This window comes from Actinomadura sp. NPDC023710 (genome assembly GCF_040639875.1).
GTDB classification, from domain to species: domain Bacteria; phylum Actinomycetota; class Actinomycetes; order Streptosporangiales; family Streptosporangiaceae; genus Spirillospora; species Spirillospora citrea.
Window position 1 is genome coordinate 21,836 of the sequence record NZ_JBFAGB010000019.1, and the last position, 16,746, is coordinate 38,581.

At 74.1% G+C, this 16,746-nt stretch carries 16 protein-coding genes; 8 read left to right on the plus strand and 8 right to left on the minus strand.

Translation table 11 applies throughout. The features are described from left to right. Positions 1–72: 72 nt before the first annotated feature. The 3 genes from AB0H37_RS22420 to AB0H37_RS22430 form a co-directional block, all read right to left on the minus strand. Positions 73–1,392: a DUF4389 domain-containing protein gene (locus tag AB0H37_RS22420; RefSeq protein ID WP_179836819.1), complete on the minus strand. Its 1,320-nt coding sequence runs from the start codon at positions 1,390–1,392 to the stop codon at positions 73–75. Positions 1,393–1,464: 72 nt separating this feature from the next. Next, entirely contained in the window at positions 1,465–2,427 is a 963-nt protein-coding gene (locus tag AB0H37_RS22425; protein WP_329087071.1) for a quinone oxidoreductase, read from the minus strand. An 81-nt stretch (positions 2,428–2,508) separates the two neighbouring features. Continuing rightward, positions 2,509–3,201 (minus strand): TetR family transcriptional regulator, encoded by a 693-nt coding sequence (locus tag AB0H37_RS22430; RefSeq protein ID WP_179836817.1) that lies wholly within the window; start codon positions 3,199–3,201, stop codon positions 2,509–2,511. A 316-nt stretch (positions 3,202–3,517) separates the two neighbouring features. Here AB0H37_RS22430 and AB0H37_RS22435 point away from each other — a divergent pair, with 316 nt between their 5' ends. The 3 genes from AB0H37_RS22435 to AB0H37_RS22445 all read left to right on the plus strand — a co-directional run bounded on the left by AB0H37_RS22435 (position 3,518) and on the right by AB0H37_RS22445 (position 7,541). Then, positions 3,518–3,790 (plus strand): hypothetical protein, encoded by a 273-nt coding sequence (locus AB0H37_RS22435; protein ID WP_229810350.1) that lies wholly within the window; start codon positions 3,518–3,520, stop codon positions 3,788–3,790. Between the two features lie 111 nt (positions 3,791–3,901). Continuing rightward, positions 3,902–4,177: a DUF6504 family protein gene (locus AB0H37_RS22440; RefSeq protein WP_179836816.1), complete on the plus strand. Its 276-nt coding sequence runs from the start codon at positions 3,902–3,904 to the stop codon at positions 4,175–4,177. A 1-nt stretch (position 4,178) separates the two neighbouring features. Beyond that, positions 4,179–7,541: a DNA polymerase III subunit alpha gene (locus tag AB0H37_RS22445; protein WP_360614869.1), complete on the plus strand. Its 3,363-nt coding sequence runs from the start codon at positions 4,179–4,181 to the stop codon at positions 7,539–7,541. A 30-nt stretch (positions 7,542–7,571) separates the two neighbouring features. Here AB0H37_RS22445 and AB0H37_RS22450 read toward each other — a convergent pair whose 3' ends face one another. From AB0H37_RS22450 to AB0H37_RS22465, 4 genes are all read right to left on the minus strand, one after another. Then, positions 7,572–8,246 carry a DUF4328 domain-containing protein gene (locus tag AB0H37_RS22450; protein WP_329087079.1) on the minus strand — a complete coding sequence of 225 codons (675 nt, stop codon included), beginning with the start codon at positions 8,244–8,246 and terminating at the stop codon, positions 7,572–7,574. Positions 8,247–8,342: 96 nt separating this feature from the next. Next, positions 8,343–8,690 (minus strand): hypothetical protein, encoded by a 348-nt coding sequence (locus AB0H37_RS22455; protein WP_229810348.1) that lies wholly within the window; start codon positions 8,688–8,690, stop codon positions 8,343–8,345. Positions 8,691–8,762: 72 nt separating this feature from the next. Continuing rightward, the gene (locus tag AB0H37_RS22460; protein ID WP_329087082.1) at positions 8,763–9,410 is read right to left on the minus strand and encodes a response regulator transcription factor; all 648 of its coding nucleotides are present in this window, start codon (positions 9,408–9,410) and stop codon (positions 8,763–8,765) included. 26 nt (positions 9,411–9,436) lie between these two features. After that, positions 9,437–10,630 carry a histidine kinase gene (locus tag AB0H37_RS22465; RefSeq protein WP_360614872.1) on the minus strand — a complete coding sequence of 398 codons (1,194 nt, stop codon included), beginning with the start codon at positions 10,628–10,630 and terminating at the stop codon, positions 9,437–9,439. Between the two features lie 119 nt (positions 10,631–10,749). Between AB0H37_RS22465 and AB0H37_RS22470 the strand changes: the two genes are divergently transcribed. The 5 genes from AB0H37_RS22470 to AB0H37_RS22490 all read left to right on the plus strand — a co-directional run bounded on the left by AB0H37_RS22470 (position 10,750) and on the right by AB0H37_RS22490 (position 14,942). After that, positions 10,750–10,941, plus strand: coding sequence for a hypothetical protein (locus tag AB0H37_RS22470; RefSeq protein ID WP_360614874.1), 192 nt, complete (start codon positions 10,750–10,752; stop codon positions 10,939–10,941). Further along, entirely contained in the window at positions 10,938–11,621 is a 684-nt protein-coding gene (locus AB0H37_RS22475) for an ABC transporter ATP-binding protein (RefSeq protein WP_360614876.1), read from the plus strand. Before AB0H37_RS22470 ends, AB0H37_RS22475 begins: the two co-directional genes overlap by 4 nt. After that, entirely contained in the window at positions 11,621–13,618 is a 1,998-nt protein-coding gene (locus AB0H37_RS22480; RefSeq protein WP_360614877.1) for an FtsX-like permease family protein, read from the plus strand. The genes AB0H37_RS22475 and AB0H37_RS22480 overlap by 1 nt, the downstream gene beginning before the upstream one ends. A gap of 176 nt (positions 13,619–13,794) precedes the next feature. After that, a complete protein-coding gene (locus AB0H37_RS22485) occupies positions 13,795–14,001 on the plus strand; it encodes a hypothetical protein (RefSeq protein ID WP_179836809.1) in 207 nt (68 codons plus the stop codon). Positions 14,002–14,141: 140 nt separating this feature from the next. Then, a complete protein-coding gene (locus AB0H37_RS22490; protein ID WP_179836808.1) occupies positions 14,142–14,942 on the plus strand; it encodes a methyltransferase domain-containing protein in 801 nt (266 codons plus the stop codon). 16 nt (positions 14,943–14,958) lie between these two features. On the opposite strand, the gene AB0H37_RS22495 is transcribed toward AB0H37_RS22490, so the two are convergent. Further along, entirely contained in the window at positions 14,959–16,665 is a 1,707-nt protein-coding gene (locus AB0H37_RS22495) for an acetolactate synthase large subunit (RefSeq protein WP_360614880.1), read from the minus strand. Between the last annotated feature and the right edge of the window lie 81 nt (positions 16,666–16,746).

Consider the following 16,746-nt stretch of genomic DNA (forward strand, 5'->3'; position numbering starts at 1 on the left):
GGGATTCGGGAGTCTTCGTGGTAGAACCCTAGCGGTCCATGGCAATTCGGACGCGCGGAGCCGTCACCGCGTTCAGTGCGTCCGGCGGGCGCGCGGAAGAGTGCGGAACGGCGGCAGCTTCTCGCCGGTCAGCCCGAACGCGTACGCCACGACCCGGCTGGACCAGCGCTGGCAGCCGACGACCAGCGCGTACAGGGCGCGGGGATACCGGCCGGTGAACGGGATGACCAGCCAGCTGAGCAGCATGACGACCACCAGGGCCGCGTACATGAGCAGCATCACGGCCAGGTGGGGGACCACCAGCAGGCCCCTGAGCAGGGTGAACCAGCGCCGCGGTCCGCGCCAGGCGGCCGGGAACGGCAGGTCGACGAGGACGGTCTCCTCGCCCGGGCCGGGTTCGCGGGCCGCCACGGCCGCAGGCGCGGCGGCCTCCGGCGCGGGCCTCGGCGCCGGAACCTCGACGGCCGCCGGCGGCTCGCCGTCCCGATCGGAGGGGGAGGCCGGCTCCGCGGCCGGATCCGGCCCCCGCCACGACGCCGAGATCGTCTCCACGGCCTGCGTGAGATCGGCCTTCTCCTGCCCGACGAGCAGGGTGAGCAGCCGCCGCGCCGTCGGACGGTCGCGCGGGTCCTTGCCGAGCGCGGCGGCGACGACGTCGCGCAGCCGCGGGTCCAGGCCGGCGAGGTCGGGCTCCTCGTGCTCGATGCGGCGGAACGTCTCGGCGACGGTGCCGCCCTGGAACGGGGCGCGGCCCGTCCCGGCGTAGGCGACGACGCAGCCCCACGCGAACACGTCCGACGCCTGCTCGACCGGCTCGCCGCGCAGCACCTCGGGCGCGATGTAGGACGGGGTCCCGACGAACTGGCCGGTGCGGGTGGGGCCGTCCGGGGCGTCGAGGGCGCGGGCGATGCCGAAGTCGATGACGCGGGGGCCGGTGGAGGACAGCAGGACGTTGGCGGGCTTGAGGTCGCGGTGCACGATCCCGGCGCCGTGGATGGCGGCGAGCGCGGTGGCGACGCCGACCGCGAGGCCCTCCAGGTCGGAGCCGGGCAGGGGCCCCTTGCTCTGGACGGCCTTCTCCAGGCTCGGCCCGTCGATGTACTCGGTGACGATGTACGGCGGGTCCTGGTCGAGCTCGGCGTCGATCACGGGCGCGGTGCAGAACCGGTGGACGCGCCGCGCGGCGGTCACCTCGCGCCGGAACCGGGCGAGGAACGCCGGCTCCCCGGCCAGCTCGCGGTTGACGACCTTCACCGCGACCCGCCGGCCGTCGGGCTCGGCGGCCAGGTAGACCGTCCCCATGCCGCCGCGCCCGAGCCGCCCGAGCAGGCGGTACGGGCCGAGGACACGGGGTTCGTCGTGCTCCAGCGGTCCGGCGGCGTACGTCGTCATGGGGGGCGGCGCTCCTTGGAAGATCGTCTGTCCGGGCCAGCCTAAGGGAGGCGGCGGCGCCGGTCGGGACGGTCAGGGGATCAGCAGGAGCTTGCCGGTGCTGCGCCTCGCCTCCAGATCGGCGTGCGCGGCGGCGGCCTCGGCGAGGTCGTGGCGGCTGCCGACGTGGACCTTCACGGCCCCGGACTCCACCCACGCGTAGACGTCGGCGGCGCGCTCCAGCAGCTCCTCGCGCTTCTCCACGTAGTGGGCGAGGGACGGCCGGGTCAGGAACACCGACCCGGCCCGGTTGAGGCGCTGCGGGTCGACCGGCGGGACCGGGCCGCCGGCCGCCCCGTACAGGGCCAGGGTGCCGCGCCGCCGAAGGCTCTCCAGGCTCCCGTCGAACGTGGGCGCCCCGACGCCGTCGTACACCACGGCGACGCCTTCGCCGTCCGTCAGCTCCCGCACCCGCTCGGGGAACCCGTCGTAGCCCATCGTGGCGGCCGCGCCGACGTTCCTCGCCAGCTTCTCCTTCTCCGGGGTGGACGCCGTGGCGATCACCCGGGCGCCGAGGGCCACGGCCGCCTGCGTGAGCAGCAGCCCCATCCCGCCCGCCGCCGCGTGCACGAGGACGGTGTCGCCCTCCTGGACCGGATATGTCGACCTCGTCAGGTAGTGGGCGGTCATGCCCTGCAGCAGGGAGGCCGCCGCGTCCTCCAGGCTCACCCCGCCGGGGACGGGGACGACCTTGTCCGCCGGTACCACGGCCTTCTCCGCGTAGCCGCCCTGCACGTTCGCCCACGCGACACGGTCGCCCACCGAGAACTCCCGGACGCCCTCGCCGACCGCGGCGACCGTTCCGGCCGCCTCGACACCCGGCGTGTAGGGGGTCTGCTGCGGGTAGGCGCCCGTCCGGTAGTACACGTCGATGAAGTTGACCCCGGCCGCCGCGATGTCGATCAGCACCTCGCCCGGCCCGGGCTCGGGGGCCGGGACCTCGGACGCCTCCAGGACCTCCGGGCCGCCGGTGCGGGTGATGACGATCGCGCGCATGTCGTTCTCCTGACGGTCGGTTCGCGTGGACGTTCCCGCAGAACCCCGGCTCCCCCGCGGGCTATTCCGCCGGCGGGACGCTCACACCCAGTCGCGCATGGTCCGGCTGACGAGCGTCACGGCCTCCTCCACGCGGGCGGCGACCGTCCCGGGGTCCCAGATGTCGTGGCGGGCGCAGTCCTCGAACGCGACCTTGGTCGCGGCCAGGTAGAACGACACGACGATCCGGGGCCGCAGATCCTGCTCCATGTCGACGCCCTCGCGGCGCGCGATCTCGGTGGCGAGCGCCTCCGCCGACGCCGAGTACCGTGCCATCTGCGCCGCCATCAGCGACGGCGTCGCCTCGATCACCTGCCGGACGCGGCGGAACCGGGCGCTGTCGGCCGGGTCGCTCTCGGCGATCGTGCGCAGCACGACGCGCAGCGACTCGAACAGGGCGGGGAACGGCCGCTCCTCGGGCGGACGGGCCGCGAGGGCCTCCGCCAGCACCTGGTCGTGCTCGGTGAGGAAGCTCGTGACCACGTCCTCCTTGGTGCCGAAGTAGCGGAAGAAGGTGCGCTGCGACACCTCCACCGCCGCCACGATCTCGTCGATCGTCGTCGCCTCGTACCCCTGGGCGAGGAACAGGTCCAGGGCCGCGTCGATGAGCGCGAGGCGGGTCCGCTGCTTCTTGCGCTCGCGGAGTCCGGCCAGGGCCTGGTCCTGCTCGGGACCGTGCCCGTGGACGCCGTGGTGTGTGTGGCCTGACGGGTCGCCGGCGGGGACGGCGCTCATCGGCTCGCTCCTTCTTTTTTGGGTGACGCGGGCGATGCCCGCCTCACAGAGGCTTTTATCACGGACGGAGCCTCCGTATGCGGGCCAGGTTCCGGGGACCGGAAACCACCCGCACGGTGATGGGCGCGTATCCGGACGGCGCGTTACACCGCTTCAGCGGACCATCCCCTAGCGGGCGGGGTACACCCGTCCCCACTCTTGGGATTCTCCCCGCACGGCCGCCGGATCGGGGTCATGCTGAGGACCGGTCACCAACCGTCGCCGGAGGATCGCCCAAGGTCATGAAGGCGGCTCGGACCCTGCTGAGGCGGATGATGTGTCTGTAGTCGGTGGGCGGGAGATCGCCGAGACGCGCCGGCGTCACCTCGCGGCGCTCGCGCGCGAGGTCGAGGCCCGGGGCCTGGCCTGGCGGTTCGCCGGGCCCGGGGAGTCCCTGCTGGCCGTCTACGTGCCGGGCGCGGGGCGCCACGTGATCGTCCTCGCCACCCCGTGCGGCGACGGCTGGTACTACCTGTGGCCCGCCGGCGGCATGGCCGACGCCGCCCGCCCCGCCGAGGTCGCCGACCGCATCCGCGCACTTCTCGACTGACCCCGCCTTGCTCCCCGGGCCCGGGGTTCCCTAGACTCGACTCCGAACGTTTGTTCGAGAATGAGGTCCGCATGCTCCTTCCCCCGTGCGGCGAGCGCGAGGGGGAGGCAGATGACGCGCGTGTTCGGCGATCCGGTGGACGTCTGGGTGAGCGACGGGCGTCCGGTCCGGTTCGTCTGGCGTGGCCGGCTCTACACCGTCCGGCGGGTGCTGGAGCACTGGGTCACGACCCGCGACTGGTGGCGGGAGCAGCATCCCGGCGGCGAGGCCGCCGGCGAGCGGGAGTTCTGGCGGATCGAGGCGACCCCGGACCGGGAGATCGGCGTCTACGAGCTGCGTTATGACGTGGCCGCCGACAGCTGGCTGCTATCCCGGGTATGGGACTGACGTGCATATTCATGTCGCTTCGTCCTATTCGCTCCGGTTCGGCGTCGCGCCGCCCGCGGCGCTGGCGGAGCGCGCGGCGGTCCTCGGCATGGAGACGCTGGCGCTGACCGACCGCGACGGCCTGTACGGCGCCGTCCGGCATGTCCGTGCGTGCGCGGACGCGGGGATCGGCGCCGTCGTCGGAGCCGACCTCAGGGTCGCCTCCACGGGGGAGGAGCGCGTCGTGGTCCTCGCCGAGGGGCGCACCGGGTGGCGGTCGCTGTGCCGGCTGGTGACGGCGGCGCACGCCGCGGGCGAGCGCGGCCGCCCGCTGGTGACCAGGGAGATGGTCGGCGCGCACGCCGACGGCCTCATCGTCCTGCTCGGCCCGGCGTCGGACGTCGGGCGGGCCCTCACCGGGCGGCGCCCGGACGTGGCGGCGGCCCGGCTGGCGGCGTGGCGCGCCGCCGCCGAGGCGGTGATCGAGATCGTCGACCACCGCGACAAGGGCGACGGGCCGCGGGCGGCGCGGATGCTCGCGCTCGCCCGCGAGGCCGGGGTGCCCGCCGTGCTGGGCAACGCCGTCCGCTACCTGGACCCGTCCGACCACCCGGTCGCGCAGGTCCTGGACGTGACGCGCCGCCTCGTCCCGCTCGACCGGCGGCACCTCGACGACCGCACCGGCCAGGCGTACCTGAAGTCGGTCCCCGAGATGCGCCGGGTCGCGGAGGCGGCCTGCGGCCCGGACGAGGCGGACGCGCTGCTCGCGGCCACCCGGCGGCTGTCGGAGCGCTGCGTCCTCGATCCCGGCCGCGACCTCGGCATGGACGAGGTCCACCTGCCGGACGTCGGGGGCGACCCGTACGCCCGGCTCGCCGCCCGGTGCGCGGAGGGGATGGCGCGGCGCGGGCTCGACGGGTCGCGGGAGGCCGCGGCCCGGCTCGACCAGGAGCTGGGCGTGATCGGGCGCAAGGGCCTGGCGCCGTACTTCCTTACGGTCGCCGACGCCGCCGCGCTGATCAGGGCGCGCGGCATCCGCTGCGCGATCCGCGGCTCGGGCGCGGGCAGCCTGGTCAACTATCTGATCGGCATCGGCGACCTGGACCCGCTGCGGCACGACCTGGTGATGGAGAGGTTCCTCGCCGACAGCCGCGAGGGCCTGCCCGACATCGACCTGGACGTGGAGTCGGCCCGCCGGCTGGAGGCCTACCGGGCGCTGTTCGACCGGTTCGGCGCGGACGCCACGGCGTGCGTGTCGATGATGGAGACCTACCGGGCGCGCAGCGCGCTGCGCGACGTCGGCAACGCCGTCGGGCTCCCGCCGCACGAGATCGACGCGATCGCGAAGGCGTTCCCGCGGATCCGGGCGAACCAGATCCGCGCGGCCCTGGACGACCTGCCCGAGCTGCGGCAGAGCAACCTGGCGGCGGGACGCCTGGAGGTGCTGTTCCGGATCGCCGAGCGCCTGGACGGGCTGCCCCGCCACATCGCCATGCACCCGTGCGGCGTCCTGCTGTCGAACCCGGGCCTGCGGGACCGGACGCCGGTCGAGCGGGCCGCCGTGGGGTTCCCGATGAGCCAGTTCGACAAGGACGACGTCGAGGCGATGGGGCTGCTCAAGCTCGACGTGCTCGGCGTCCGGATGCAGTCGGCGATGGCGCACGCGGTGGCGGAGGTCGCCCGCGTGACGGGGGAGACGGTCGCGCTGGAGGACGTCCCCCGCGACGACCCCGCGACGTACGCGCTGGTGCGCACGTCCCGGACGCTCGGCTGCTTCCAGATCGAGTCGCCCGGCCAGCGGGAGCTGATCGGCCGGCTCCAGCCCCGCGACCTGGACGACCTGGTGATCGACATCTCGCTGTTCCGCCCCGGCCCGGTCAACTCCGACATGGTGACGCCGTTCCTGGAGGCCCGCGCCGGGAACCGGGAGCCCGCCTACCCGCACCCCGAACTCGAACCCGCGCTGCGGGAGAGCCTTGGCGTGGTCGTCTTCCACGAGCAGGTGCTGCGCGTCATCGACGTGATGACCGGCTGCGGCCTGTCCAAGGCGGAGGCGGCGCGGCGGAGCCTGAACCACGAGCGGGGCCAGGCCGTGGTCGGCGCCTGGTTCCGGGAGCGGGCGCTGGCCCGCGGCTACGACGGGGCGACGGTCGAGCGCGTGTGGCGGATGCTGACCGCGTTCGGCGCGTTCGGCTTCTGCAAGGCCCACGCCGCGTCGTTCGCGCTGCCCACCTACCAGTCGGCCTGGCTGAAACGGCACCACACGGCGGCCTTCTACGCCGGCGTCCTGACCCACGACCCCGGCATGTACCCCAAGCGGGTCATCCTTGACGACGCCCGGCACTTCGGCGTCCCGATCCTCCCTCTGGACGTCAACCGCTCGGACGCGGACTGGCGCGCCGAACCCGTCCCGGCGGGCGGCCCGGCCGGGATCCGGGTCGCGCTGAGCGAGGTCAGGGGCATCTCCGACGCCGAGGTCGGCAGGATCGCCGGGGCCCGGCCGTACCGGTCGCTGACCGACTTCTGGCGCCGCGCCCGGGTGTCGCGGCCCATCGCCGAACGGCTCGTCCTGGCGGGCGCGTTCGACGCCCTCCACGAGGGCGTCCCGCGCCGCGACCTGCTGTGCCGCGTCGGCGCCCTCGACCGGGTCACCGCCCGACCCGCGCGCGTCCCGCAGGGCCAGCTCCCCCTCGGCCCCGAGGACGGCGACGATGTCCTGGCCGGAGTGGAGACCGGCCTGGCGGAGGAGATCCCGGCGGGCGGGCTGCCGCCGATGACGCCCGCCGAGGTGGTCGAGGCCGAACTGGACATCCTGGGCATGGACGTGAGCCGGCACGTCATGACCTTCTACGCCGGGCTGCTCGCCGCGCTCGGCGTCGTCCGCGCCGCCGACCTGCCGGGACGACCGGACAAGAGCGAGGTCCTGGTCGCCGGGGTCAAGGTGGCGACGCAGACCCCGGCGGTCAGGTCGGGGCAGCGCGTCATCTTCGCCACGCTGGACGACGCGACCGGCCCGGTCGACCTCACGTTCTTCGAATCGGTGCAGGACAGGTGCGCCGCCACCGTGTTCGGCTCCTGGCTGCTGGTCGCCCGGGGGCGGCTCCGCCGCGCCGGGGACCGCGCCGTCTCGATCACCGCGAACGCCTGCTGGGACCTGAACGCCCTGCACGAGGAGTGGCGCCGCGGCGGCCCGGACGCCCTCCGCGCGGCCATGGCGGGCCCGTCCGGCCGGAGCCGCCCGGTGGGCCGCCGCATCGTCCAGCCCACGGGCTTCGCGATGTCGCCGTACTCCGACGTCGACCACGCGGGCCCGGCCGTCAGGCGCCCGCCGAGAACTCCCCTCTGGCACACCAGCCAGGGAAGCTCCGGCCCTCCCCCCGCCTGACCTGCCGCCACGTCCGCCGGTCCGGGCGGTTCACCGGGTGATCTGGATCCGGGTGATCTGGAAGACGGTCGCCATGCACAGGGCGGCGGCGAGGGCCTGGAAGGCGGCCGCGGCGACGCCGACGTGCACGTCGAGGCGGGCGTCGGCGAGGGTCTCGACGCTGCCGTGCGTGAACACGCGGCCGAGGACGAGGCCGAGCAGGGCGCAGCCCCACCAGCCCGCGACGACGATCCCGGCGGCCTGCCGCTCGGCCGTCCGGTACCGGCCGCTGTTCACCCACACCTCGTAGACCATCCGGGGCGGCAGCCACAGGTTGACGATCGGGAGGAACCAGCCGAGCAGCACCCAGGCGCGGTGGTGGCGGTGCGGACCGGGGGACTGGTGGAACGCCCGCCACAGCCAGGTCAGGTACAGCAGGCCGGTGACCGCGGCCATGATCGCGCCGATCGTGAACACGTCCGCGTAGGGGGCGAGGGCCTGGCCGGTGGCGGCGGCGTCATAGCTGTCGTGCGTCGCGCCGTGCAGCGGCCGCGCCAGCCTGAGCAGGCTGATCCCCGAGCCGAGGGCCACGAACGCGTTGAAGCCGAGCAGCATGAACACGGCCACGCCGACGGCCCGGAAGTCGCGGCGCCGCGCCCACGCGCCGCAGGCCGGGCACCGGTCGACCTCGGTCGGGATGATGTCGCCGCACAGCGCACACGGCATGATCCACCTCCCCAGGGCCTTTGCTGTTGGCTGTTTTGGATACTACGTACGTTTGACCGACACGGCCCAACGGGAGTTCGGGCCCTTACAGGATCGTCACATGTGGAGCATGAGCCGCGTGACCGCCCACGTCGCGGCCGCGGTGACGGCGGCCCAGGCGGCCAGGCGCCCGAGGCCACCTGTGGACAGCAGCCGCTCGGGACGGAAACGGGTCACCGCGAGCAGCGCCCACCATTCGGCGGTCAGCGCGATCGTCGCGTACAGCGACCCGAGGCCGATCAGGGAGAAGAGCAGGACGGTGCCCGCCGGGGTCGCGATGTGCGCGAACAGGGCGGGCCCCCTGGCCGGTCCGCGCAGGCCGCGCCGCAGGGCCAGCAGGACGGCGCCCCAGCCCGCGGCGCACAGCACCCACACGACCAGGACGGTCACGGGCACTCCGTTCATCGACTCCGGTGCCAGCGCCGAGCCTCCCCCGTCTTTCGCGCGTTCCCCGTCTGCGTTCCCTGCCGAGACCCGTCAGGTCATGAGGCCCGACTCCCAGGCCCACGCGGCCGTCGCGACCCGGTTCCGCGTGTCCAGCTTGCGGTTGACGCTGCCGAGATGCGTCTTGACCGTGGACAGCGACACGTACAGCTCCGCGGCGATCTCCTCGTTCGTCCGGCCGCGCGCCACGAGCCTGACCACGTCCAGCTCCCGCCCGGTGAGCGGCTCGCGCGGCTGGACGGGCCGCGCGGGCGGCTTGGCCAGGTGCTCCAGCAGCCGGACGGTGATGGACGGCGACACCAGCGACCCGCCGTTCGCCGCCGCGCGGACGGCCTCCACCAGCAGCGCGGGCCCGCTGTCCTTCAGCAGGAACCCGACCGCGCCGCCGTGCAGCGCCCCGTAGACGTACTCGTCCATGTCGAACGTCGTGACGATCACGATGCGGGGCGGGTCGGGGACGCCCGGGCCGGCGAGGGCGCGGGTCGCCTCCAGGCCGTCCATCCGCGGCATCCGGATGTCGAACAGGCACACCTCGGGACGCAGGCGGCGGGCCAGCGCGACGGCCGCGGCGCCGTCGGCGGCCTCCCCGACCACCTCCATGTCGGGCTGCGAGTCGACGATCATCCGGAACCCGGTCCGGACCATCTCCTGGTCGTCGGCGATCAGTACGCGGATGGTCACCTTGCCGATTGTGTCAGCATCACCGGTCATCCGTCCGATACGGGGAGCCGTGCGACGACCTCCCATCCGCCCTCGGGGCGCGGGCCCGCGTGCAGCCGCCCGCCGAGCGCGCCGACCCGCTCGCCCAGCCCGGTGAGCCCGAAACCGCCGGACGGCAGCCGCCTGCCGCCGCGCCCCCGCCCGTCGTCCCGCACGGCGACCTCGACGTCGCCGCCGACCCGCGCCAGCGTGACGCGCACGGCCGCGGCGTCGGCGGCGTGCTTGCGGATGTTGGTCAGCGCCTCCTGGACGACGCGGTGCGCCGACGCCGCGACCTCCGGCGGCAGCGTGCCGAGGCCGGGTTCCACCGTGAGCGCGGCGGGCGGGTGGGAGAACCCCTCGACGAGGCCCCTGAGCTGCGCGAGGTCGCCGACGGGACGGGTGCTGGAGCCGCCGTCCGGGAGGGCGTCCCCGTCCGGGGCGTTCACGTGCTGGGCGTCGCGCAGCAGCCCGACCATGCGCCGCATCGACGTGAGCGCCTCGGTGCCGGCCTTCTCGATCTCGCCGAGCATCCGGTCGAGCTGCTCCTGCGTCTGCGCGGCGCCCGACTGGGCCGTGAACCTCGCCGCCTGCGCCTGGACGACGATGCCGGTCACGTGGTGGGCGACGAAGTCGTGCAGGTCGCGGGCCAGCTCCAGCCGCTCGTCCCGCCGCGCCGACGCCAGCGACCTGGCCCGCCGCGCGTCCAGCGCCCGCAGGTAGAGGCCGACGCCGAGCGCGATCGCCACGGTGATGCCGAGCGGCGCGGTGAACAGCGCCGCCGCGATCAGCGACCAGCGCAGCGGGGTCGCCAGGACCGCCGCGGCGAGCAGCACCGCGATGGGGACGAGCCGGTCGCGGCGGGCCTTCCACACCACCCGCCCGATGATGATCAGCAGGCCGCCGATCTCCGCGAACAGGCTCGGGGCGCCGAGATCGGGCCGGACCACCGTGCCGAGGTACAGGGTGCTGAGCGCCGACAGCGCCCCCGCACCGGCCGCCCAGACCAGGAAGCCGCGCCCGGAGACCGCCGCGATGTTGGCCACCGCCGCGACGAACACCATCCACAGGGTGGGATGGTCCCGGATTCCGGCGGCCGTGCACCCCAGCAGGTACAGAGACGCGAACCCGGCGTACGCCGCGCGCACCAGGCAGCCGCCCACCGAATGGATGCGGTCCAGCCGTGCCCCTACGTCGCTCACGTTCACGCAGCGTACGACCCGATGCGGACTGCCGGATCGGCCATTCGGCCGATCCGGCCCCTCGGGGACCGGCCCCGCGTCCGATGCGGCCGGGCGGCGGCGGCGCGCACGCTTGGGCCATGTACCTGATCTACGTTCCCCTCGCCGCCGCGTTCTGCGCGTTCGTGGTCTACGGCGGCGTCGTGATGCCCGCCATGGAGATCGCCGAGTCGATCCGCGATCGACGTCGCACCCGTCCGCCCGACAACGTCCTGGAGCTGCGCCCGGCGAGCGGGCCGCGTCCGTTGGGAGAGCGGGGGGAGGCGGCGTGAGCGAGCCCGTCCTGCTCGGCCGCGGGCTGGTGAAGCGGTTCGGGACGGCCGTCGCCCTCGACGGCGTCGACCTGGCCGTGGCCCGCGCCGAGGCCGTCGCGATCATGGGTCCGTCCGGGTCGGGCAAGTCGACGCTGCTGCACTGCCTGGCCGGGATCATGCGGCCGGAAGCGGGGGAGGTGCACCTGCTCGGCCGGCGGATCGACACGCTCGGCGAGCGCCCCCGCAGCGCGCTGCGCCGCAACCGGTTCGGCTTCGTGTTCCAGTTCGGGCAGCTGCTCCCGGAACTGCCCGCCGTGGAGAACGCCGCGCTGCCGCTGATGCTGAACGGCACGTCCAGGCGGGAGGCGGTGCAGGCGGCGCGGAACTGGTTCCGGCCGCTCGGGCTGGACGGGCTGGAGCACCGGCGCCCGGGCGAGCTGTCGGGCGGCCAGGCGCAGCGCGTCGCGATCGCCCGTGCGCTCGTGCCCCTTCCGGCCGTCGTATTCGCCGACGAGCCGACGGGCGCGCTCGACCAGGCGACCGGCCACGACACCATGCGGCTGCTCGTGGACGCCACCAAGCACAACGGCGCGTCCCTGGTCGTCGTCACCCACGACCCCTCGGTGGCGGCCTGGTGCGACCGCGTCGTGGAGGTCCGCGACGGCCGCATCCGGTCGCCCTTGGAGAGGACGGCCTGATGCGCACGGCGGTGGAACTCTCCTGGCGCCTGCTGCGCGGCGGCGGCAGGAACAACGTGCTGGGCTCGCTCCTGACCCTTGCCGCGGTGGCCGTCTCGACCGGGCTGCTGCTGTTCGCTGTGGGCGCCGACCACGCGTTCCTCCAGCGCGCCCACGCCGACGCCTGGCGGCATCCGGGGAAGCCGGCCGCGAACCCCTCCATGATCGAGGCGCTGTCGACCGACTACGTCCAGGGCGAGCCGATCACGGTCGTCGACCTGGCCGCGCTGAGGGGCGATGCTCCCGTCCCGCCCGGGATGACCCGCTTCCCGAAGCCCGGTGAGGCGTGGACGTCGCCCGCCCTGGCCCGCCTGATGCGGGACCTGCCCGCCGAGCGGCTCGCCGAGCGGTTCCCGTCCCCGGCGGGGACCCTCGGGCGCGGCGCGCTCGTCCACCCCGGAGAGCTCGTCGCGGTGGTCGGGCGCAGCCCGGACGACCCCGCCATGACCGCCGGCCGGGGCGCCGTCGAGCATCTCGGGACGACCGGCGGCCCGTCGCGCGTCGACCGGTTCGCGACCGGCGCGTCCTGGTCGGCGGGCGTCTACCTGCTGCTCGCGGGCCTGGCGTCGGTGCTGATGGTCGTGCCGCTGCTGGTGTTCGGCGGCGCCGCCGCCCGGCTCACCGTGGCCCGCCGCGACGGCCGGCTCGCGGCGCTGCGGCTGGTCGGCGCCACCCCCGGCCAGGTCGTCGCGATCACCGCGACCGAGGCCGTGCTGACGGCCGTCGTGGGCGCCGCGGCCGGGCTCGTGCTGTACGCGGCGGCGACCCCGCTGCTCACCCGGATCACGATCGCGGGCGGCGGCTGGTTCGCCGGCGACCTGTGGCCGGGCCCGCCCGCCCTCGCGGGCCTGCTCGCGGCGGTGCCGGTGCTCGTCGGCGTCAGCGCCGTCGTCGGCCTGCGCCGCGTGGTCGTCAGCCCCCTCGGCGTCGCGCGCCGCGAGACCCCGCCCGGCATGCGGGCCGTCCGGATCGCCGCGCTGCTCGCCGTCGTGATCGCCTTCGGCGCGGTGGGCGGCGGCCTGATCGACATGGGCCGCGCGGGCATGATCGTTCTGATGGTCTTCCTCGTGCTGGCCTTCCTCGCGATCAACTTCGCGGGCCCGTGGGTGGTGGCGATCATCGGCCACCTGACGGTCGGCACGGCGCGCGGCCCGGCCCGGCTGCTCGCCGGGCGCCGCCTCGTGGACGACCCGCGCTCGGCCTGGCGGACGGTCGCCGGCGTCGCGCTCACCGGCTTCATCGCCGGGTTCCTCGCCCTGCTGAACGCCCACTCCTCCGCCGGCGAGCCGCGGGACGAGCTGAAACTGGCCGTCCCCTACGAGCGGTCCGCCGCCGTCGCCGAGCAGGCGAAGGGCAGGCTCGCCGGTCTCGACGCGGGCGTCTCGGTGCGCAGGATCGAGGCCGGGGACGGACCGCCGGCCGCCGACGCCCGCCTCAACGCGACCGCCGTCGTGGCGGTCACCGTTCCCGGCGGGTCCGCCGCCGTCGACCGGGCGCGCACCGCGCTGACCGGACTCGTCCCGGGCAAGGTCGCCACGACCCCGGCCGACGACGAGGTGACCGGCGACTTCCTGGTGGCCGATCTGCGCACCGGCGCGCTGATCGTCCTCGCCGTCTCGTTCCTGGTGGGCATCACGAGCGCGGGCATCACCGGGGCGTCCGCCGTCCTGGACCGCAGGCAGACGTACGCGATGCTGCGCCTGGCCGGCACGCCCCTGTCCGTCCTGGACCGGGCACGCCGCCAGGAGACGCTTATCCCGCTCGCCGTCATGGGCGGCGGCTCGCTGCTGACGGGCGTGCTCTTCGGGCTGCCGTTCGCCCAGGGGTTCGGGCTCTCCGGCCTGGCGGGGCTCGCCGGGTTCGTCGTCCTCGGCTTCGGCGGCGTCCTCGGCGCGAGCGCGCTGAGCCGCCCGCTGTTGCGCTCCGTGACGGCCGACCCGGCCCCGCGCCCCGACTAGCTCGAATAAGGGTTCGAGAATGTCAGACCCTCCGCGTAGCGTTGACCTTGTGATTTGGGAGACATCGGGAACACGTGTCGAACCAGATCGCTTTCAACGACGTACCTAGGGGTATGTGACAGACGGTGGCGCTCGCACAGGCGCGGCCCCACCGGGCGAAGGAAGGGGCGTTGGCAGTGAGCGCAGCGACCGGCACGTTCCATCTCACCCACCCGCGGCTGGACGGGCCCGCCGAGCGGACCGTCGTGCAGCCGTGGCTCACCGAGCTCTCCCATGCGACGCTGAACGCCTACGCCGAGACCGCGCCCCCGCTCGCGGCGGTCGAGGCCCTGCCCGTGCGTCCGCAGCCGCTGCCCGCCCGCCGCGTCGCCGTGGCGGCCTGACACGCACCACCCGAAAGGGATCGAGGCCGGTGCCTCGATCCCTTTCCTCTTGTCCGGCCGTCTCATATATTGATACGCGTTTCTCAAAATCTGAGAAGTGATCGTACGGTGGGAGGCACCGGACAAGAGAGGTGATCCCGATGACCGCGAAGGCGACCTACACCCACGGCCACCACGAGAGCGTTCTGAGCGCGCACCAGTGGCGCACGGTCGAGAACTCCGCCCCCCACCTGGTCGAGCACCTGCGGCCCGGCCTGTCGGTGCTGGACGTCGGCTGCGGACCGGGCACCATCACCGCCGGGATCGCCGAACGCGTGGCGCCGGGCCGCGTCGTCGCCGCCGACTCGGCCGAGACGGTCCTGGACGAGGCCCGCAGGAACACCGCCCCGCTGGACAACGTCGAGTTCGCGGTCGCCGACGTCCACGCCCTGGACCATCCCGACGGCACGTTCGACGTCGTCCATGCCCACCAGGTCCTGCAGCACGTCGGCGACCCCGTCCAGGCGCTGCGGGAGATGCGCCGCGTGGCCCGGCCCGGAGGGATCGTCGCCGCGCGCGAGGCCGACTTCGGCACCATGGTCTGGTACCCGGACCCGCCCGGCATGGACGCCTGGCTGCCGATCTACTACAAGGTCGCGCGCGGCAACGGCGGCGAGCCCGAGGCCGGCCGCCGCCTCGTCTCCTGGGCGCGCGCCGCCGGGTTCACCGACGTCACCGCCTCCGCCTCGGCCTGGTGCTACGCCACCCCGCAGGAGCGCGAGTGGTGGAGCGAGTCCTGGGGCGGCCGCCTGATCAGGTCGTCGGTGGCCGACCACGCCGTCGCCGGCGGCCATGCCACCCGTGCCGAACTCCAGCGCGTCTACGAGGGCTGGAAGGCGTGGGCCGCCGCCGAGGACGGCTGGTACTCCGTCACCCACGGCGAGATCATCTGCCGCGTGTGACCGGCGCGCCGGGGCGTCAGAAGGGGCCGGTGAGATCGCCGAGCTTGTCGGTCAGCTGCAGGTTGTGGGAGTAGTCGACCGGGACGGTGATGACGGAGACCGCGTCGTCGGCGAGGGCCTTGCGGAGGGTGGGCAGCAGCTCGGCGGCCGACTCGACGCGGTAGCCGCGGGCGCCGAAGCTCTCGGCGTACCGGACGAAGTCGGGGTTGCCGAACCTGATGTTCGAGCTGCGCCCGAGGTCGAGGTCCATCTTCCACTCGATCAGCCCGTAGGCGGAGTCGTCCCAGATCAGCACGGTGATCGGGATGTTCTCGCGGACGGCCGTCTCCAGCTCCTGGGAGTTCATCAGGAACGCGCCGTCCCCCGTCGCCGCCAGGACCCTGCGCTCGGGGTGCGCGAGCTTGGCGGCGATCGCGCCGGGGACGGTGAAGCCCATCGACGACAGGCCGTTGGAGACCAGCAGCGTGTTCGGCTCGTAGGTCGGGTACATGCGCGCCATCCACATCTTCACCGCGCCGGTGTCGGCCAGGACGATGTCGCTGCGGCCCATCGCGGCGCGGACGTCGGCGATGATGCGGCGGGGGGAGAGCGGGTGGCCGTCCTCGGTCGCGCCCTCGGCCAGCTCCTCCTGGAGCATCCGGCGGATCTTCTGGCCCGTCGAGCGGAGCTCGTCCGTTGGATGGTGGTGGGCGGGGGCTGGAGGACGGTCGGTCCCGTTCACGTCGAAGCGGCGGTGGACCGAGTCGGCGAGGGCGCGCAGCGACCGGGACACGTCGCCCTGGATGCCGACCTCGACCGGGTAGTGGTCGTCGACCTCGGCGGGCGACTGGTGGATGTGGATGATCTTCTTGTCCGCGTTCGGGTTGATCTTGACCGGGTCGAACTCCTGGAGCTCGTAGCCGACGGCGACCAGCACGTCCGCCTCGTCGAATCCGAAGTTGACGTAGTCGTGGCGCATGAAGCCGACCGCGCCGAGGGCGTTGCGGTGGTCGTCGGGGAAGACGCCCTTGCCGTTGAACGTGGTGGCGACCGGCAGGCCGAGGCGCTCGGAGAAGTGCACCAGGGCGTCGCTCGCGCGGGCCCGGGTGGCGCCGTGGCCGGCCAGGACGACCGGCCGCCGCGCGAGGGCGATCACGTCGGCGGCGCGGGCGATCTGGGACGCGGAGGGCTCCTGCGCGCGCACGACGTTCACCGGCAGGGGCGCGAGGTCGGCGGAGACCTCGGCCGACTCGACGTCCTCCGGGATCGCCAGGTAGACGGCGCCGGGACGTTCGGTCTGGGCCGTCTTGAACGCCTTGCGCACCATCTCGGGCAGCGCCTCCGCCCGCGGTGCCAGCTCCGACCACTTGGTGATCGGGCGGAACAGGGACACCAGGTCGACGATCTGGTGCGACTCCTTGTAGATCCGGTCCAGGCCGACCTGGGCGGAGATCGCGACGACGGGCGTGCTGTTGGTGGTGGCGTCGGCGACGCCGAGCTGGAGATTGATCGCGCCGGGGCCGAGCGTCGCGGAGGCCACGCCCGCCTTGCCGGTGAGGCGGCCGTAGATCTCCGCCATGAACGCGGCGCCCTGCTCGTGCCGGACGAGGATGTAGCGGATCGGCGAGTCGTTCAGCGCGTCGACGAAATGGATGTTCTCCTCGCCCGGGATGCCGAAGACGTACTCGACGCCCTCCGCCTCAAGGGTCCTGACGAGAAGCCGGGCGGCGTCCTGCGTGGACATCGTGTGTCCCATCTCCAGTCTGCGTCTGTCCTGGGTGCTCTCCGTGCAGCACCCGGGTCCCTACCTCCATTCCGCGCGAAG